The organism is Arthrobacter sp. D5-1, from assembly GCF_017357425.1.
Taxonomy (GTDB): Bacteria; Actinomycetota; Actinomycetes; order Actinomycetales; family Micrococcaceae; genus Arthrobacter.
Window position 1 is genome coordinate 3,400,489 of sequence record NZ_CP014571.1, and the last position, 17,756, is coordinate 3,418,244.

The window sequence follows — 17,756 nt, forward strand, 5'->3', positions numbered from 1 at the left end:
TCCTCTGGAAAGTTTGCTGACGGAGCCGATCAGGCTCCGTGCTTGAACCATTTTCCCGCATCCGAGACTGTGGTCGAAATTGGCTCGATTCCCAGCTCGTGCCGGAGGCGTTCCAAGGAGTAGGTTCGCTCCCTCCCGAGTTGGCTCACCGCGTAACGTGTGAGCCGCGGATTCCGGCCGCTCGCCCGTGAAACCGCCTCCGAAATGCCGGCTAAAGCCATGGCCGCGGGCTCGGGAAGGTACCTGATGTCCACGCCGTGGAATCCAGAGGAGTCCAGCACCTGGCGCAGCACTCCACCCAATTCAACAGGCTCAGCGTCCCCCACGTTGACGGCGCCCCGGATTTCGGAGCGGCAGGCGGCAAGGGTAGCTTGCACCAGATTGTCCACGTGCGTCAATTGATGTTTCACCTGGGCATGTCCGACACTCAGCAAATGGCCTCGCCTGATGTTGCTGATCAGACGTGGCAGCAGCGTCCGGTCCCCCGGCCCGTAGACACCGTGCGGGCGCAGTGCCACGGCATTGCCATGGCGACGGGCTTCGACGTCGGCGAGCGCCTTGCTGCGTCCGTAGGCACTCAGGTGGCGTGTGGCTACCTCATCCTCGGCCCGGTTGACACATGATTCCCACCACGGGTACACGCTGGAACTGGAGATGTGGACCAGGCGGGTGCCAGCGAAGGCCTCGGCCACGGCACGGGTGCCCAGGACGTTGGCCCGGTGGAAGAGGGCAGACGGACCCCAATCGGCAACGTGTGCTGCCGCGTGCACCACAGCGTCAACGCCGGGAAGCCGCGCTGGGGGAAGCCCGGTCAGATCCCAGTAATTCAGGCCAGGTCCGTGCTGTCTCGCGAAGCGGACTACCTCCCATCCCTGGGCCTCCGCAGCTGCGGCCACGGCTCCCCCGATGAACCCAGTGGCGCCGGTGACTGCAATCTTCACCGTGTTCCCGCTGCGTCTGCGTCTGCCTCTGGCTGGGTGCGTGACGCGAACTCCTGCCGCAATGCTGCACGGTCAGGTTTCCGGTGCCGGCCACCGGACAGGATGGACTCCAGGACTTCAATGTGGTCCGGGAGCGCGGATTCGTCGATGAGCCGTGGGAGGTCTCGGGCAAGCCGCGACTTCATCAGGGCTGCACTTTCGCCAGCCGCAACGACGACGGCCAGCCACACTGCCTCGTCTCCGACGTCATCCGGAACGCCTACCATCACTGCTTGCCGGACCCCGGGGATCCCGGCAATGACCGGCTCGTAGAGTGCCGGGTAGATGTTGGTCTTCCCTCGGATGATCATGTCCTTCTTACGCCCGATCATCACCAGCCTGGGCGCCCCGGCGCTGCCGTGGTCCAGCCGGACGAGGTCCCCCGTCGCGTGCTCCACCATCGGGTCTTCGCCCAGGTAGCCGTGGCACACATTGGGACCCCGGACCAACAGTTCGTGGTCTTCAGCCACCCGGATTCCGACGGCGGGCAGCGGCTCCCCCAGGAAGTCACCTTCGCCTGTGCCGTCGGGGGCCGTTACTTCAGCCTCTGCACCTGACGCGAAGGCCAATTTCTCGTGTCCGTCGGCAATGGCGATTGGAAGCGCTTCGGTCATGCCATAGATCAGTTTGAACTCGATGCCCGGAAGCAGTTGCATGGCCCGTTTCAGAAATGGCGCCAGGATCGGCGCCGCCCCAAGCATGACTGTCCTCAGCGATGCCGGCATCCTGACCGTTCCTTCCTCGATCGAGTCCAGGATGGGCGCCAACTGTGACGGCACCAGGAAAAGGTGGGTGGCGCCGTCGTACGCTGTTTTTTGGCCGGCCACAGGCCCAAGTTCGCCCGCAAGCCGGAGAGGATCGATGTGGGCGGAGAATCCGTACGCCGGCATGGTCCAGTGCGCACCGGCAATGAGCGCGGGCAGGCCCATCATGAGTTGCTCCGAGTGGACCCTGTCGCCTTCCCTGAAGGTGCAGCGCGTGGTGAGTTGTCCAAAGCCCGCGGCGAGCGATCCCCGGGTGTGGATCACGCCTTTGGGAGCACCGGTAGTCCCCGATGTGAAGATGATGACGGCTTCCTGCGAGGACGCATTCACCGCGTCGCCGCCAATTTTGCCATCCCCCGTTGCCATCCGCGTCGACGCCAGGGCCCTCACCGGCGACGCGCCCCGTGGCACGCCAGGCAACCACGGTCCCGCGTAGTAGTGGCGGACCTCCATGGCGCCATAGTCGGGGAGAAGCAGGCCCCGTCTCCGTGCAAGGGGACGGAAAGGGCTCTTGGCGCTCAACGCGTACAGGAGCGACTCCGAGGCTGCCCACTGCGGCGACGCGAGCCCTGCACGATCCCGAAAGAGGGAAGGACCGATTCCCGGGTCAATAAACACCACCGAGCCACCCGCCCGTACAGCGCCCAAGGCCAGGACAAACGCCGCAGGGCTGGGACGTACGGAGAACAACATGCGCTCCCCCAAGCCGAATCCGTCCTTCTGGAGGCTGAGCGCCGTCGCCTCGATCCCGTCCACCAGCTCACGGTAGGTGATGGTCTGTCCGGGTTTCACTGCCTCCGCACCACGCACGCCCCTGATGCGGCGTGCTTTGCCTGGGGCTGTGATCGCCGGGTGTTGCGGGAACCGTTCCGCTGCTGCATATACGGCGGCGATCAGGTCGGCAGTGCCCGCTGACTGCTCAACTGTCTCCTCAGACATTCGCCAGTTCCAGACTCTTGTATCCCGGAATGAGAACACCTCTGCTGACACGGCGGCTCCGGATGGTCCAGGGTTGCTGAAGATACCGGTCCAGCAGTACGTCCAAGGCTGCGTTGATCTCGGCCATGGCCAACGGCATGCCGATACAGAAGTGTGCTCCCGCGCCGAACCACAGCTGACGCGCTTGCGGGGGTATGGCTTCTGCCGGGTCAAAGCCGCGGAGGCTCTTGGCAGCATGGACGGTGGACAGCAGTATCCTGTCGCCGGCCCGGACCTCCGTCCCTCCAATGACCCCGGGGGCCACTGCATCCCGGATCATCATGGGCGATGGCACTGTGAAGCGAAGGGCCTCATTGATCACGGCAGGAACGGTTGAGCGCTGGTTGGCCAGTTCCTCCACCCGTCCGCTGTCCGTAAGGAGCGCCACCATCCGCGGAAGGAATGAGACCAGCGTTTCGGTGCCCACCATGACGAAGGCACTGATGATGCCCATCGCTTCTTCCTCGCTCATGCCGAGTTCCCGGAGCCTCCCGGGAAATGTCCCGGGGTCACTCTCCCGGTAAGCCACCCTGGCCGGTCCTGCCAGGATTCCGACGGCGGAACGCCCCTTCGCGATTTGCCGCGCCGTCAGGGAGGGACGCCCCAAGCGGACAAGCGAGGAAATGGAAGAGCCCAGGTTGAAGAGTTCCTTGTTGGGTAGCCTGCCCGGCGCGTCGTCGGGCACTCCCAGCAACCGGGAGATCACTCCCCCTGCCAGGTCCTTCACGCATTCCACCACGTCCACCGAACGTCCCGCGTCCAGTTCCTTGGCGATTCGTGACTCAAAGGCGGATGCCGCCGGCTCCACTATCCCGGCTACCGATCGCGGCGTGAACAGATCACCGAGGCGTTGCCGCAATTTCTTGTGGTCTTCTCCATCCATGTTCACCAAGGCTTTGGGGCCCACCACGGGAGTCCAGAGGGCGCCTGAACCCGAGCGGCCATTCTTGACAAATCTCTGCTGGTCCATGAGGACCTCACGAACCAAGCCGGCTTCACTGACCAGCACCCCCAACCCTGGCAGCTTGACCACCGGACGGAGGCTGCCCAAACCTCGAATCAACGGATACAGCAGAGGGTGGGCGCCCAGGTGGATGCGTCGTTCCCATTGCTCCGCCGTGGCCACGTCCGCCATCACCGGATATCCACGTGCTCGGGACGGTACCGGTGGTCTGCATACCACGCCAGAGTGTTCTTCAAGCCCCAGGCCTTGACGCGGCGTGATGAGCCGAACACCACAACATCCCGCCGCAGGGCGTAGTTCCGGGTCAGCTTTCTGACCCGGTTGGACAGTGCCCTGTCCTCATGGAGGTCTTCGATGCTGGAGCGGGGGAATCCGCCGGACCGGTGGTACATATCTGCGGTGATGGCCATGTTGCAGCCCGGGAGCATTTGGTACGGCCCCAGGTACCCCTCGCCCTTATTGCCGGGACGAATACGCCCAAAGAATGAGGCCACCTCCACCGCGAGCAACATCATCCGCCGTTCACCGGCGCTGATTCCCTCATCAAGCCTCGGATTAAGCTGACCAGCGATCAGTTCCAGCCCGTCATCGAAGGCGGCCATGATCCTGGCAGTCCAGTCCGGAGCTGCAAGGCAATCGGAATCGGTGCGGGCCAACCATACTGCGCCGTGCTCCACACCGAAGCGCATGCCCGTATCCGCTGCCGCCCCAGTACCCTTCTGCCCTTCGGTCAGGAGCCGGATGTCCATTCCGGGATGTTCCGCGGCGAACTCAGCCACGATGCCACGGCTGTTATCAGTGGAGCCGTTGTCCACCACAACAACCGTGAAATCCTTGTGCTCTTGGGCCGCCAGGGACAGCAGTGTCTGACGTACCAGTTTCTCCTCGTTCAGCATCGGAACAGCGATACACAGCGGCCTGGTGGGAGCGCTGCTTTCCAGCCCTGGGCTTGCAGGCTCCGGCCGTGCGTTCATGGCCGTCACAGCCGCACCACTGCCATGCCCAGGCTGACGCCGCCGGCCAATCCCACCAACGCGACGAGGTCACCTGGTCCACACCGCCCGCTGTCCATGGCGAGTTTCAGTTGCAGCGGCAGGCTGACTGACGCCAGGTTGCCGAAATCCTCCACGGAAGGGACCAGCAACTCACTGGGAACACCGGCACGCTCAGCGAAGATCGCCCGGTACGGAGCACTGACTTGATGAACACACACCACTGCGAAGTCCGTCCATGACAGGTCAAGCCGCTCGAGCGTCTGGTCAAGAATCTCAGAACCAAGATCCAGGAACGCGTCCTTCAGCTTTTCACCGTCCATGCTGAAATAGCTGGCTTCCGGATCGCGGGGAAACGCGGAACCTCCCGCTGAGAGCGTACCCACAGACCAGTGGCTGCTCCGCGCCGTGAAGGCCATGGACAGGATTCCGGCCGCCCCTTCGGGACCTGACGGCTCCCGGTCTGCCGCCTCAAGCAAAACTGCGGCACCGCCGTCGCTCATGGTGTACCCGGGAAAACTGGACGCAAAAGTCTCAAAGTCCGGAACCTTCCACCGAACTGCCCTCGACGGCGATTCACCGGTGGCCACCAGCACGCGGGCATAGCGTCCCGTAGCGATCAGGGAGTCCCCCACTTCGACGCCGTTGAGGAAACTGTTGCAGGCGTTCTTGACGTCCATGACCGGGCATGCGAGCCCCAACTTTGCCGCAACCATATGTCCGGTGGCCGGCTCCACCATGTCCTGGCTGGCCGAAGCAAAGATCAAGAGGTCTACTTCCGGAGCCTGCAGTCCACACTCAGCCATAACCTTGGCCGCAGCGTTGGCCGCCAGGTCCGACGCTTGTTCGGTTTCAGCCATGACACTGCGGGAACGGATTCCCGTGACGCGACCGATCAGGCCCTGAGGGACCCGGAACCCCGGACTGTGCTCAGCAATACGGCGCTCGACGGCGGCCGTGTCCAGCCGGGCGGGTGGCAGGTAGACCTCGAGCCCCGAAATCCGGCTGTGCCCAGATAAAGCAGTGTGCATGCGGTTCCCCCAACAGTCTGCCGCGAAACGAAAAATGGGTGTGCCCCGCACCAATGGTACGGGACACACCCTTCGCTCCAGAGCCGCGCGAACCGGCTATGTGGAAAACAAGCTAGACGGCCTTGGCCGACTCAATCGCGGTGAGGACACGATCGGTAACTTCATCGATACCGCCAATGCCATCAACCTGCGTGAGGATTCCACGCTCGGCGTACTTGGCCACAACGGCTTCGGTTTGCTCGTGGTACAGATCAAGACGGTGACGGATCACGGTCTCGTTGTCATCGGAACGTCCGGTCTCTTTGGCACGGCCAAGGAGACGGGTCACCAGTTCTTCGTCATCGGCGGTCAGCTGGAGCACGACGTCGAGCTCCTGCTGGCCTTCGGCGAGGATCTGGTCCAGGTAATCAACCTGGGCCGTGGTACGCGGGTAGCCGTCCAGGAGGAAGCCGTTCTCCACGTCGCTCTGGCTCAGGCGGTCCCGAACCATGTCGTTCGTAACGCTGTCCGGAACAAAGTCGCCTGCGTCCATGTACTTCTTGGCTTCAATGCCCAAGGGTGTTTCGCCCTTGACGTTGGCACGGAAGATATCGCCAGTGGAAATGGCGACTACGCCGAGGCGCTCGGAAATCCGTTCAGCCTGCGTACCCTTGCCCGAACCGGGAGGTCCAATGATCAGCATTCTCGTCATCGCAAAAGCCCTTCGTAGTGACGTTGTTGTAGCTGCGCATCAATCTGCTTGACGGTTTCCAGGCCGACACCCACCATGATCAGGATTGAGGTGCCACCGAACGGGAAGTTCTGGTTGGCATTGATCAGGACGAGTGCAACCAGCGGAATCAACGCCACGAAGCCCAGGTAGAGGGCTCCAGGCAGGGTGATCCTGGAAAGCACGTACTGCAGGTAGTCCGCGGTCGGTTTACCCGCCCGGATGCCCGGAATGAACCCGCCGTACTTCTTCATGTTGTCCGACACTTCTTCAGGGTTGAAGGTGATGGCCACGTAGAAGTACGTAAAGAACACGATCATGGCGAAATAGAGCGCCATGTAGATGGGGTGGTCGCCACGGGTGAGGTTGTTGTTGATCCACTCAACCCACGGGGCCATCTGCTCCCCTGGCGCCGGCTGGTTGAACTGCGAAATCAGCCCGGGCAGGTAGAGCATGGAGGACGCGAAGATGACAGGCACAACGCCGGCCATGTTCACCTTGATGGGAATGTAGGTGCTGGTACCGCCCACTGTGCGGCGGCCGATCATGCGCTTCGCATACTGGACCGGAACACGGCGCTGGGACTGCTCCACGAAAACAACCAAGGCCACAGTCAGCAAACCGACAGCCAGCACGGTGAAGAAGGTGCCGGGACCCTTGCTCTCCCAGATGGCACCCAGCGAACCCGGGAAGCTTGCAGCGATGGAGGTGAAGATGAGCAGCGACATACCGTTGCCCACACCCTTCTCCGTCACCAGCTCGCCCATCCACATGATGAGGCCGGTACCGGCCGTCAACGTGATGATGATGAGGATGGTGGTCATGATGCTCTCATCAGGGATGATGGGCAGGTTGCAGCCCGGGAGCAGTTGACCGGACCGGGCCAGCGACACCAGAGTGGTGGCGTTCAGCAGGCCGAGGGCGATAGTGAGGTACCGGGTGTACTGGGTCAACTTTGACTGTCCCGAGGAACCCTCTTCGTAGAGCTGCTGGAACCGGGGAATGACCACCCGGAGCAGCTGCACGATGATGCTCGCCGTGATGTAGGGCATGATGCCCAAGGCAAAGACTGAGACCTGCAGCAACGCGCCGCCGCTGAACAAGTTAACCAGCTGGTAGATGCCCTGCGAGGTGTCACCGGTGTTCAAGCATTGCTGGACATTCTGGTAGTTCACACCAGGCGAGGGGATAAAAGCTCCCAAGCGGAAGATTGTGATGATTCCCAGCGTGAACAACAACTTGCGTCGCAAATCAGGCGTCCGAAACGCCCGGCCGAATGCGCTTAGCAAGCGTCCTCCTGAGTAGAAAGTACAAGGATGTGATCGGGCTCAATGAAACCCAACAACCGAGTCTAACTGCTTGTGACGCCGTCGTAATAATCGAGAGTCCTCAACCACGAAAAAAATCCCGGTACACAGGGCCGAAGCCCCGCGTACCGGGATCCTTTTTTACAACGGGCATCTGCCCCACTGGCTCTTAGAGAGCAGTGGTGCTTCCGCCTGCTGCAGCAATCTTTTCCGTAGCACTGGCGGAGAATGCGTGGGCCGTAACATCAACCTTGACGGTGATGTCGCCGGTGCCAAGCACCTTCACGGGCTGGTTCTTGCGAACGGCACCCTTCTCAACCAGGGACTCAACGGTGACAGCGCCACCTTCCGGGAACAGCTCGTTGAGCTTTTCCAGGTTGACAACCTGGAACTCAACCCGGAACGGGTTCTTGAAGCCGCGCAGCTTCGGCAGGCGCATGTGCAGCGGCAGCTGGCCGCCGGCAAAGCCAGCCTTTACCTGGTAGCGGGCCTTCGTACCCTTGGTACCGCGACCAGCGGTCTTACCCTTGGAGCCTTCACCACGACCAACACGGGTCTTGGCGGTCTTGGCACCCGGGGCGGGACGCAGGTGGTGGACCTTCAGAGCGTTCTGCTTCTCAGCAGTCTCTGCGGCGGTCTTGTTCTCTGCCATTACTTCGCCTCCTCTACATTCACGAGGTGCGGAACCGTGTTCAGCATTCCAACGGTCACGGCATCAGCGGAGCGGACAACAGTGTGTCCGATGCGCTTGAGGCCGAGGGACCGAAGGGTGGCGATCTGGTTCTGCTTGGCGCCAATGACGCCCTTGATCTGGGTGATTTCCAACTTGGCGTCGGAGGAAGTCAGGTTCTTAGCCATGACTAAACACCTGCCTTCTGGTTCTGGAGCGCGCGCACCAGAGCAGCAGGAGCAACCTCGTCCAGCGGCAGGCCACGGCGGGCAGCCACGGAAGCGGGCTCTTCGAGCTGCTTCAGAGCGGCAACGGTCGCGTGAACGATGTTGATCGCGTTGGAAGAACCGAGCGACTTGGAGAGGATGTCGTGGATGCCCACGCACTCCAATACCGCGCGGACCGGGCCACCGGCGATAACACCGGTACCGGCGGAAGCCGGACGCAGCAGGACTACGCCTGCAGCAGCCTCACCCTGCACACGGTGCGGGATGGTGCTGCCAACGCGGGGTACGCGGAAGAAGGACTTCTTGGCCTCTTCAACGCCCTTGGCGATAGCAGCGGGAACTTCCTTGGCCTTGCCGTAGCCGACGCCGACCATACCGTTGCCGTCACCGACGACGACGAGAGCGGTGAAGCTGAAGCGACGACCACCCTTGACGACCTTGGCAACGCGGTTGATGGTGACAACACGCTCTACGAACTGGCTCTTCTCAGCCTCACGACCGCCGTCGCGGCCACCACGGCCACCACGGTCGCCGCGGCCCTGGCCACGGTCGCCGCGCTCGCCACGACGTCCGCCGCGGCGGTCATCGGCAGCGGGTGCGGTCTCAGTTGCTTCAGCAGCTACAGCTTCAGTCACCTGAATGTCCTTTTCGTTATTTTCAACGGTCACAGTGCCAGCCCACCTTCGCGAGCACCGTCAGCGACGGCGGCGATGCGGCCGTGGTACTTGTTACCGCCACGGTCGAAGACAACAGCCTCGACGCCTGCAGCCTTGGCGCGCTCTGCAACGAGCTCGCCGACGCGCTTGGCCTTGGCAGTCTTGTCTCCGTCGAATGCGCGAAGGTCAGCTTCCAGGGTGGAAGCGTAAGCCACGGTTACACCCTTGCTGTCATCGACAACCTGGACGAATACGTGACGTGCCGAACGGTTGACGACCAGACGAGGACGTACAGCCGTACCGGTGATGCGCTTGCGGATACGAAGCTGGCGACGGCTGCGTGCAGCAGACTTGCTCTTGTTCGTACGCTTCTTATTAATTGCGATGGCCATGGTTTACTTACCAGCCTTTCCGACCTTGCGGCGGATGACTTCGCCGGCGTAACGGACACCCTTGCCCTTGTAGGGGTCAGGCTTGCGCAGCTTGCGAATGTTGGCAGCAACCTCGCCGACCTGCTGCTTGTTGATACCCGAAACAGAGAGCTTGGTCGGACCCTCTACTACGAAGGTGATGCCTTCGGGTGCAGAGACGTTAACCGGGTGGCTGTAGCCCAGAGCGAACTCCAGGTCAGAACCCTTGGCCTGAACGCGGTAACCAGTACCAACGATTTCAAGCTTCTTCTCGTAGCCCTCGGTAACGCCCTGAATCATGTTGGCGATCAGGGTGCGGGTCAGGCCGTGCAGCGAACGCGAGTTGCGCTCGTCGTTCGGGCGGGTGACCGTCAGGGTGTTCTCTTCCTGGGTAACCTCGATCGGGCTGGCCACAGTGTGGCTCAGCTCGCCTTTGGCACCTTTGACGTTGATGACGGAGCCATCAAGCTTGACCTCAACTCCGGCAGGAACGGTGATGGGGAGACGTCCAATACGTGACATTATTCTCTTCCTTTCCCGTTACCAGACGTACGCGAGGACTTCGCCGCCCACGCCCTTCTTGCCGGCCTGCTTGTCAGTCAGGAGGCCGGAAGAGGTGGACAGGATTGCGACACCCAGGCCACCCAGCACGTGCGGCAGGTTGGTGGACTTCGCGTAAACGCGGAGACCCGGCTTGGAGATGCGGCGGACGCCAGCGATGGAACGCTCGCGGTTCGGACCGAACTTAAGGTCGATGGTCAGCTTCTTGCCAACCTCGGCGTCTTCTTCCTTCCAGCCGGCAATGTAGCCTTCTGCCTTCAGGATGTCAGCAACGCGTGCCTTCAGTTTGCTGTACGGCATGGACACGGTGTCGTGGTATGCCGAGTTTGCATTGCGCAGACGCGTGAGCATGTCTGCGACAGGATCTGTCATAGTCATTTGGGCTATAGCCCTTCCTCGTACCGGTTTCCGCTGCGCCGGCTCTCAAGAGCCTGCGAAGACGGACCTGTCACGTAGTTAGTTTTCGGTCTTGAACGGGAAACCAAGCGCCTTGAGCAGCGCGCGGCCTTCGTCATCGGTCTTGGCGGTGGTGACGACCGTGATGTCCATACCGCGAACGCGGTCGATGGAGTCCTGGTCGATCTCGTGGAACATAACCTGCTCGGTCAGACCGAAGGTGTAGTTGCCGTTGCCATCGAACTGCTTGCCGTTGAGGCCGCGGAAGTCACGGATACGCGGCAGAGCCAGCGAAACCAGACGATCCACGAATTCCCACATGCGGTCCCCACGCAGAGTTGCGTGTGCACCGATCGGCATGCCTTCGCGCAGCTTGAACTGTGCGATTGACTTGCGGGCCTTGGTTACCTGCGGCTTCTGGCCGGTGATCAGGGTGAGGTCGCGGACAGCGCCGTCGATCAGCTTGGAGTCCTTGGCGGCATCTCCAACACCCATGTTCACTACAACCTTGACCAGGCGGGGAACCTGGTTGACGTTCGCGTAGCTGAATTCCTCCTGCAGGGACTTCTTGATGGTCTCTGCATACTTGGTCTTCAGACGCGGAACGATCTTCACTGGAGTCTCGAGTGTCTCACTCATCAGATGTCCTTCCCGGTGGCCTTGGACACGCGGATACGGACGGTCTTGGTAGCGCCATCCTTCTCAACGGTGTCGAGACGGAAACCAACACGGGTCGGCTTCTTGGTCGACGGGTCAACCAGAGCAACGTTGGAAACGTGGATCGGGGCCTCAACGACCTCAATGCCACCGGTCTTGGTGCCGCGCTGCGACTGACCGACCTTGGTGTGCTTGGTGACGCGGTTGATTCCCTCTACCAGCACGCGGTTGGTGTCCGGGAATACGCGCAGAACCTTGCCCTGCTTGCCGCGGTCTCCGCCGCGTTCCTGCTTGGCGCCGGTGATGACCTGAACGAGGTCACCCTTCTTGATCTTAGCCATGGACTAAAGCACCTCCGGGGCCAGCGAAACGATCTTCATGAACTTCTTGTCGCGAAGTTCACGACCAACCGGGCCGAAGATACGGGTACCGCGGGGGTCACCGTCATTCTTCAGGATCACAGCTGCGTTTTCGTCAAACTTGATGTAGGAACCATCCGCACGGCGGCGTTCCTTCTTGGTACGAACGATGACAGCCTTGACGACGTCACCCTTCTTTACGTTGCCGCCAGGGATAGCGTCCTTGACGGTAGCGACGATCACGTCGCCAATGCCTGCGTAGCGACGACCAGATCCACCGAGAACGCGAATGGTAAGGATTTCCTTAGCACCCGTGTTGTCGGCGACCTTGAGTCGCGACTCCTGCTGAATCAATTTCTACTCCTTGCGTCGCGCCGGTTCTCAGACCGAAATCATGCATACGGAATGAGCCTTGCGGAACGGTTGATCGGGGTGTCTCTTGACCTGCCTGGATTTTGCCAGTACAGGCCTAAACGCCCGTGCCACAAGCATCAGCTTCCCTTGCAGAAAACTCTGCGCGGGGCAGTATGCAGCGGCACGATTGTTTACGAGGTAGTTGACGGCGCACAAGTGGCGCCATACAAACTCAATATCCTAGCACGTTTACGGCCTGAAGCCGAAACGGCCGGAGATGCGGAAAGGCCCGCGCTCCCTGGGGAACACGGGCCTTTCCAGTGAATCACTGCCAGGCATGCCCGGCGTCGGATTTACTTGGCCTTTTCGAGGATCTCCACCAGACGCCACCGCTTGGTAGCGGACAGCGGGCGGGTCTCAGAGATGAGAACGAGGTCGCCGATGCCGGCGGTGTTCTCTTCGTCGTGAGCCTTGATCTTCGAGGTGCGGCGAATAACCTTGCCGTACAGAGCGTGCTTCACGCGGTCTTCAACCTGAACAACGATGGTCTTTTCCATCTTGTCAGAGACAACGTAGCCGCGACGCGTCTTACGGTAACCGCGCTGTTCAGCGCTGGCTGCTGCTTCCGTCACAGTTTCCTTCTCGCTCACTTGGCGTCCTCTCCAGCTTCAACCTCGGCCTTTTCAGCCTTGGCAGCCTTCTTGGACTTCTTTTCTTCCTTGGCTTCCACAACCGGTGCGGCAACCTCGGCACGAATGCCCAGCTCGCGCTCACGGAGAACGGTGTAGATGCGTGCGATGTCCTTCTTTACCGCACGCAGGCGACCGTGGTTCTCCAGCTGTCCGGTGGCGGACTGGAAACGCAGGTTGAACAGCTCTTCCTTGGACTTGCGGAGTTCTTCAACGAGACGCTCGTTGTCGAAACCGTCCAGCTGTGCGGGTGCGAGATCCTTCGACCCTACTGCCATTTCTATTCACCACCTTCGCGACGCACAATGCGTGCCTTCAACGGGAGCTTGTGGATTGCCAGGCGCAGGGCCTCGCGAGCTACCTCTTCATTGACACCGGAGAGTTCGAAGAGAACCCGGCCCGGCTTGACGTTTGCGACCCACCATTCCGGAGAACCCTTACCGGAACCCATACGGGTTTCAGCAGGCTTCTTCGTCAGCGGACGGTCCGGGTAGATGTTGATCCAGACCTTGCCGCCACGCTTGATGTGGCGGGTCATCGCAATACGAGCGGACTCGATCTGACGGTTGGTAACGTATGCCGGGCTCAGGGCCTGGATACCGTACTCACCGAAGCTGACCTTGGTGCCGCCCGTAGCAGCGCCGGAACGACCCGGGTGGTGCTGCTTACGGTGCTTTACTCGACGTGGGATAAGCATTTAAGCCTGTCCTCCTTCTGCTGCGGGAGCAGCAGCTTCAGCGGCCGGTGCTTCAACGGCAGCGGGTGCTGCCTCAGCTGCCGGACGGTCGTTACGACGACGGCGGTCGCCACCCGGGCGGCCCGGACGGTCTCCTGCACGGCCACGGGACGGAGCAGCAGCTGCCTGCTGAGCCAGTTCCTTGGCAGTTACGTCACCCTTGTAGATCCAAACCTTCACACCGATGCGGCCGAAGGTGGTCTTGGCTTCGTAGAAGCCGTAGTCGATGTTCGCGCGGAGGGTGTGCAGGGGCACACGGCCTTCGCGGTAGAACTCCGAGCGGGACATTTCTGCGCCACCCAGACGGCCCGAGCAAGCAACACGGATGCCCTTGGCACCCGCACGCTGTGCGGACTGCATTGCCTTCTTCATCGCACGGCGGAAAGCCACGCGGGAAGTCAGCTGCTCAGCGATGCCCTGGGCAACAAGCTGTGCTTCCATCTCGGGGTTCTTGACCTCGAGGATGTTCAGCTGAACCTGCTTGCCGGTGAGCTTCTCGAGCTCGCCGCGGATGCGGTCTGCTTCAGCGCCGCGGCGGCCGATGACGATACCCGGGCGTGCCGTGTGGATGTCCACGCGGACACGGTCACGGGTGCGCTCGATCTCGACCTTGGCGATGCCGGCGCGCTCCATGCCGGTGGACATGAGCTGACGGATCTTGATGTCCTCGCGGACGAAGTCCTTGTAGCGCTGTCCGGGCTTGGTGCTGTCAGCGAACCAGTGCGAAACGTGGTCGGTGGTGATGCCGAGTCGGAACCCGTGCGGGTTTACTTTCTGTCCCACTTAGCGAGCCTCCTCTTTCTCCGGGGTTGCGACAACCAGCGTGATGTGGCTGGTCCGCTTCCTAATGCGGTAGGCGCGGCCCTGGGCACGCGGCTGGAACCGCTTCATGGTCGGGCCTTCATCAACAAATGCTTCGGTGATGAAGAGGTCGCTGTCGTCGAATGCAACGCCGTCACGGTCCGCGAGGACACGTGCGTTGGCCATTGCCGACTGAAGTACCTTGAATACCGGCTCCGAAGCTGCCTGGGGGGCAAACTTCAGAATTGCCAGAGCCTCATTCGCTTGCTTACCACGAACAAGGTTGACGACGCGCCGGGCCTTCATAGGCGTTACGCGGATGTGACGCGCAATAGCCTTGGCTTCCATTGCTTTCCTTCTCTCGTCTAAGACGTAAAGTCAGGCGCCTAGCGGCGCTTGCCCTTACGGTCGTCCTTAACATGGCCGCGGAATGTCCGCGTGGGAGCGAATTCGCCGAGCTTGTGCCCGACCATCGACTCTGTGACAAACACCGGGATGTGCTTGCGTCCGTCGTGTACGGCGATCGTGTGCCCGAGCATGTCGGGGATGATCATCGAACGGCGGGACCAGGTCTTGATGACGTTCTTGGTGCCCTTATCGTTTTCCCGTGCGACCTTCACAAAGAGGTGCTGGTCAACGAAAGGACCTTTTTTCAGGCTGCGTGGCATGTGTCCAGGCTCCTATCGCTTGTTCTTGCCAGTACGGCGGCGACGAACAATAAGCTTGTCGCTCTCTTTGTTCGGACGGCGGGTACGGCCCTCGGGCTTGCCGTTCGGGTTAACCGGGTGACGTCCACCGGAAGTCTTACCTTCACCACCACCGTGCGGGTGGTCAACCGGGTTCATGGCTACACCACGGACGGTCGGGCGAACGCCCTTCCAGCGCATGCGGCCGGCCTTGCCCCAGTTGATGTTCGACTGCTCGGCGTTGCCCACCTCGCCGACGGTTGCGCGGCAGCGCACGTCAACGTTGCGGATTTCACCGGAGGGCAGACGCAGCTGGGCGAAACGGCCTTCCTTGGCAACGAGCTGTACCGAAGCACCTGCGGAACGAGCCATCTTGGCGCCGCCACCCGGACGCAGTTCAACTGCGTGGATTACGGTACCAACCGGGATGTTGCGCAGCGGCAGGTTGTTGCCCGGCTTGATGTCAGCGTCGGGACCAGCCTCGACGAAGTCACCCTGGGACAGCTTGTTCGGAGCGATGATGTAACGCTTGGTGCCATCAACGTAGTGCAGGAGTGCGATGCGAGCCGTGCGGTTCGGGTCGTACTCGATTTCGGCAACGCGGGCGTTGACGCCGTCCTTGTCGTGACGACGGAAGTCGATCAGACGGTACTGGCGCTTGTGCCCACCACCCTTGTGACGGGTGGTGATCTTACCGGAGTTGTTACGGCCGCCAGTCTTGTGCAGCGGACGCAGCAACGACTTTTCCGGAGTCGATCGCGTGATTTCAGCAAAGTCGGCTACGCTCGAGCCACGACGGCCCGGGGTAGTCGGCTTGTATTTACGGATTCCCATAATTTATTTCCTCGTTAAAGTGGTCTCCGCTACGCGAGCGGACCGCCGAAGATGTCGATTGTGCCTTCTTTGAGGGTGACAATTGCACGCTTGGTGCTCTTGCGCTGACCCCAGCCGAATTTGGTGCGCTTGCGCTTACCGGCACGGTTGATGGTGTTGATCGAGTCAACCTTGACCGAGAAGATCTTCTCGACGGCCAATTTGATCTCGGTCTTGTTCGAGCGAGGGTCCACCAGGAAGGTGTACTTGCCTTCGTCGATCAGACCGTAGCTCTTTTCCGAAACGACGGGTGCAAGCACGACGTCGCGCGGGTCCTTGATGGTGGTTACGCTCACTTGGAGGCCTCCTCGTTCTTTAGCTTGTCAGCGACGAACGCCTCGAAAGCAGCCTTGGTGAAGACCACGTCGTCGGAGATAAGCACGTCGTAGGTGTTCAGCTGGTCTGCGTACAGAACGTGAACATCCTGGAGGTTGCGCACGGAAAGTGCAGCAACATCGTTGGCGCGCTCGATTACGACGAGCAGGTTCTTGCGCTCAGTGACGGAGCGCAGCGAAGCCAGTGCGTCCTTGGCGGACGGCTTGGTGCCGGCTACCAGTTCAGCGATGACGTGGATGCGGCCGTTGCGGGCGCGGTCAGACAGGGCGCCGCGGAGTGCAGCAGCCTTCATCTTCTTGGGGGTGCGCTGGCTGTAGTCACGAGGGGTCGGACCGTGGACAACGCCACCGCCGGTCATGTGAGGAGCACGGATTGAACCCTGACGGGCGCGGCCGGTGCCCTTCTGCTTGAACGGCTTGCGACCTGCACCGGAAACCTCGGCGCGGGTCTTCGTCTTGTGGGTACCCTGGCGTGCAGCAGCGAGCTGTGCGACGACGACCTGGTGCAGCAGCGGCACGTTGGTCTGGACGTCGAAGATCTCTGCAGGCAGGTCTACCTTGACAGTGCTAGTCATTGAACTAGGCTCCCTTCACGGCGGTGCGTACGAGTACGACCTGGCCGCGGGCGCCGGGGACGGCACCCTTGATAAGGAGCAGCGACTTCTCAACGTCAACAGCGTGAACCGTGAGGTTCAGCGTGGTGTGACGTTCGGCGCCCATGCGGCCGGCCATTTTCAGGCCCTTGAAGACGCGGCTCGGGGTGGATGCGCCACCGATGGAGCCAGGCTTACGGTGGTTCTTGTGGGCACCGTGGGAAGCGCCAACGCCGTGGAAGCCGTGACGCTTCATAACACCGGCGAAGCCCTTACCCTTTGAGGTGCCGACGACGTCGATCTTCTGGCCGGCTTCGAAGATCTCAACAGAGAGCTCCTGGCCCAGCTCGTAGGATGCGGCGTCTGCGGTACGCAGTTCGACGACATGGCGGCGAGGGGTGACGCCAGCCTTTTCAAAGTGACCAGCCAGCGGCTTGGTGACCTTGCGGGGATCGATCTGGCCGTAGCCGATCTGTACGGCGACGTAGCCATCTACCTCTGCGTTGCGCAGCTGGGTGATGACGTTGGAGTCAGCCTGGACAACAGTTACCGGGATGAGCTTGTTGTTCTCGTCCCAGACCTGGGTCATGCCGAGCTTCGTGCCCAGCAGGCCCTTTACGTTACGGGTTGCGGTCATAGTCTCTCAGCACCTCCCTAGAGCTTGATTTCGATGTTCACGTCTGCAGGCAGATCGAGACGCATAAGCGAGTCGACGGCCTTCGGCGTGGGGTCGATGATGTCGATCAGACGCTTGTGAGTACGCATTTCGAAGTGCTCACGGCTGTCCTTGTACTTGTGAGGAGAGCGAATTACGCAGTAAACGTTCTTCTCCGTGGGCAGCGGCACCGGGCCGACTACCGTTGCGCCTGCGCGCGTGACCGTCTCAACGATCTTCCGCGCTGAAACATCAATGACCTCGTGGTCATATGACTTCAGCCGGATGCGGATTTTTTGTCCCGCCATGTCGCCTGACTCTCTTTCAGCTAGTGCTGCTCTAGTTAGGGCTGCTCTGTTTACTTACCTGTTGA

Annotated in this window: 27 protein-coding genes; all 27 read right to left on the bottom strand. The window is 61.3% G+C overall.

Going from position 1 to position 17,756, the window contains the following annotated elements; genetic code table 11:
• Nucleotides 1-29: 29 nt before the first annotated feature.
• Nucleotides 30-941, bottom strand: coding sequence for an NAD-dependent epimerase/dehydratase family protein (locus AYX22_RS15640; RefSeq protein WP_207594231.1), 912 nt, complete (start codon nucleotides 939-941; stop codon nucleotides 30-32).
• Nucleotides 938-2,683, bottom strand: coding sequence for a class I adenylate-forming enzyme family protein (locus AYX22_RS15645; protein WP_207594232.1), 1,746 nt, complete (start codon nucleotides 2,681-2,683; stop codon nucleotides 938-940). Before AYX22_RS15645 ends, AYX22_RS15640 begins: the two co-directional genes overlap by 4 nt.
• The gene (locus AYX22_RS15650) at nucleotides 2,676-3,857 is read right to left on the bottom strand and encodes a cytochrome P450 (protein ID WP_207597612.1); all 1,182 of its coding nucleotides are present in this window, start codon (nucleotides 3,855-3,857) and stop codon (nucleotides 2,676-2,678) included. The genes AYX22_RS15645 and AYX22_RS15650 overlap by 8 nt, the downstream gene beginning before the upstream one ends.
• Complete coding sequence (locus AYX22_RS15655; RefSeq protein ID WP_207597613.1) at nucleotides 3,857-4,660, bottom strand: glycosyltransferase family A protein; 804 nt, start codon at nucleotides 4,658-4,660, stop codon at nucleotides 3,857-3,859. Before AYX22_RS15655 ends, AYX22_RS15650 begins: the two co-directional genes overlap by 1 nt.
• Nucleotides 4,661-4,665: 5 nt before the next feature.
• Entirely contained in the window at nucleotides 4,666-5,709 is a 1,044-nt protein-coding gene (locus AYX22_RS15660; RefSeq protein ID WP_207594233.1) for a 3-oxoacyl-[acyl-carrier-protein] synthase III C-terminal domain-containing protein, read from the bottom strand.
• A 112-nt stretch (nucleotides 5,710-5,821) separates the two neighbouring features.
• A complete protein-coding gene (locus AYX22_RS15665; RefSeq protein ID WP_172324492.1) occupies nucleotides 5,822-6,391 on the bottom strand; it encodes an adenylate kinase in 570 nt (189 codons plus the stop codon).
• A 5-nt stretch (nucleotides 6,392-6,396) separates the two neighbouring features.
• Entirely contained in the window at nucleotides 6,397-7,707 is a 1,311-nt protein-coding gene (secY, locus tag AYX22_RS15670; protein WP_207594234.1) for a preprotein translocase subunit SecY, read from the bottom strand.
• Between the two features lie 187 nt (nucleotides 7,708-7,894).
• Nucleotides 7,895-8,377, bottom strand: coding sequence for a 50S ribosomal protein L15 (gene rplO / locus AYX22_RS15675; RefSeq protein ID WP_207594235.1), 483 nt, complete (start codon nucleotides 8,375-8,377; stop codon nucleotides 7,895-7,897).
• A complete protein-coding gene (gene rpmD / locus AYX22_RS15680; RefSeq protein ID WP_207594236.1) occupies nucleotides 8,377-8,583 on the bottom strand; it encodes a 50S ribosomal protein L30 in 207 nt (68 codons plus the stop codon). Before rpmD ends, rplO begins: the two co-directional genes overlap by 1 nt.
• A gap of 2 nt (nucleotides 8,584-8,585) precedes the next feature.
• Nucleotides 8,586-9,257, bottom strand: a complete 672-nt coding sequence (gene rpsE, locus AYX22_RS15685) for a 30S ribosomal protein S5 (protein WP_198318248.1) — start codon at nucleotides 9,255-9,257, stop codon at nucleotides 8,586-8,588.
• Nucleotides 9,258-9,286: 29 nt separating this feature from the next.
• On the bottom strand, nucleotides 9,287-9,670 hold the full coding sequence (gene rplR / locus AYX22_RS15690) for a 50S ribosomal protein L18 (protein WP_089595796.1): 384 nt from the start codon (nucleotides 9,668-9,670) through the stop codon (nucleotides 9,287-9,289).
• A gap of 3 nt (nucleotides 9,671-9,673) precedes the next feature.
• On the bottom strand, nucleotides 9,674-10,210 hold the full coding sequence (gene rplF, locus AYX22_RS15695) for a 50S ribosomal protein L6 (protein WP_089595797.1): 537 nt from the start codon (nucleotides 10,208-10,210) through the stop codon (nucleotides 9,674-9,676).
• Nucleotides 10,211-10,228: 18 nt separating this feature from the next.
• Entirely contained in the window at nucleotides 10,229-10,627 is a 399-nt protein-coding gene (gene rpsH, locus AYX22_RS15700) for a 30S ribosomal protein S8 (protein WP_089595798.1), read from the bottom strand.
• A gap of 78 nt (nucleotides 10,628-10,705) precedes the next feature.
• Nucleotides 10,706-11,284 (bottom strand): 50S ribosomal protein L5, encoded by a 579-nt coding sequence (gene rplE / locus AYX22_RS15705; protein WP_207594237.1) that lies wholly within the window; start codon nucleotides 11,282-11,284, stop codon nucleotides 10,706-10,708.
• Complete coding sequence (gene rplX / locus AYX22_RS15710; RefSeq protein ID WP_062073171.1) at nucleotides 11,284-11,643, bottom strand: 50S ribosomal protein L24; 360 nt, start codon at nucleotides 11,641-11,643, stop codon at nucleotides 11,284-11,286. The genes rplE and rplX overlap by 1 nt, the downstream gene beginning before the upstream one ends.
• Nucleotides 11,644-11,646: 3 nt before the next feature.
• A complete protein-coding gene (gene rplN / locus AYX22_RS15715; protein ID WP_003803789.1) occupies nucleotides 11,647-12,015 on the bottom strand; it encodes a 50S ribosomal protein L14 in 369 nt (122 codons plus the stop codon).
• 353 nt (nucleotides 12,016-12,368) lie between these two features.
• Entirely contained in the window at nucleotides 12,369-12,665 is a 297-nt protein-coding gene (rpsQ, locus tag AYX22_RS15720; protein WP_011775587.1) for a 30S ribosomal protein S17, read from the bottom strand.
• A complete protein-coding gene (rpmC, locus tag AYX22_RS24325) occupies nucleotides 12,662-12,982 on the bottom strand; it encodes a 50S ribosomal protein L29 (protein WP_014922387.1) in 321 nt (106 codons plus the stop codon). The genes rpsQ and rpmC overlap by 4 nt, the downstream gene beginning before the upstream one ends.
• A gap of 2 nt (nucleotides 12,983-12,984) precedes the next feature.
• Nucleotides 12,985-13,401 (bottom strand): 50S ribosomal protein L16, encoded by a 417-nt coding sequence (gene rplP / locus AYX22_RS15730; protein WP_003803795.1) that lies wholly within the window; start codon nucleotides 13,399-13,401, stop codon nucleotides 12,985-12,987.
• Entirely contained in the window at nucleotides 13,402-14,223 is an 822-nt protein-coding gene (gene rpsC / locus AYX22_RS15735; RefSeq protein WP_011775589.1) for a 30S ribosomal protein S3, read from the bottom strand.
• Nucleotides 14,224-14,589 (bottom strand): 50S ribosomal protein L22, encoded by a 366-nt coding sequence (gene rplV / locus AYX22_RS15740; RefSeq protein WP_011775590.1) that lies wholly within the window; start codon nucleotides 14,587-14,589, stop codon nucleotides 14,224-14,226.
• Between the two features lie 38 nt (nucleotides 14,590-14,627).
• Nucleotides 14,628-14,909 carry a 30S ribosomal protein S19 gene (rpsS, locus tag AYX22_RS15745; protein ID WP_011775591.1) on the bottom strand — a complete coding sequence of 94 codons (282 nt, stop codon included), beginning with the start codon at nucleotides 14,907-14,909 and terminating at the stop codon, nucleotides 14,628-14,630.
• 12 nt (nucleotides 14,910-14,921) lie between these two features.
• Complete coding sequence (rplB, locus tag AYX22_RS15750; RefSeq protein WP_207594238.1) at nucleotides 14,922-15,761, bottom strand: 50S ribosomal protein L2; 840 nt, start codon at nucleotides 15,759-15,761, stop codon at nucleotides 14,922-14,924.
• Between the two features lie 29 nt (nucleotides 15,762-15,790).
• Nucleotides 15,791-16,096, bottom strand: coding sequence for a 50S ribosomal protein L23 (gene rplW, locus AYX22_RS15755; protein WP_011775593.1), 306 nt, complete (start codon nucleotides 16,094-16,096; stop codon nucleotides 15,791-15,793).
• Nucleotides 16,093-16,710, bottom strand: coding sequence for a 50S ribosomal protein L4 (gene rplD / locus AYX22_RS15760; RefSeq protein WP_207594239.1), 618 nt, complete (start codon nucleotides 16,708-16,710; stop codon nucleotides 16,093-16,095). The genes rplW and rplD overlap by 4 nt, the downstream gene beginning before the upstream one ends.
• A 4-nt stretch (nucleotides 16,711-16,714) precedes the next feature.
• Nucleotides 16,715-17,365, bottom strand: coding sequence for a 50S ribosomal protein L3 (rplC, locus tag AYX22_RS15765; protein WP_026539807.1), 651 nt, complete (start codon nucleotides 17,363-17,365; stop codon nucleotides 16,715-16,717).
• A 17-nt stretch (nucleotides 17,366-17,382) separates the two neighbouring features.
• Nucleotides 17,383-17,691 carry a 30S ribosomal protein S10 gene (rpsJ, locus tag AYX22_RS15770; RefSeq protein WP_003803825.1) on the bottom strand — a complete coding sequence of 103 codons (309 nt, stop codon included), beginning with the start codon at nucleotides 17,689-17,691 and terminating at the stop codon, nucleotides 17,383-17,385.
• Nucleotides 17,692-17,756: the final 65 nt, after the last annotated feature.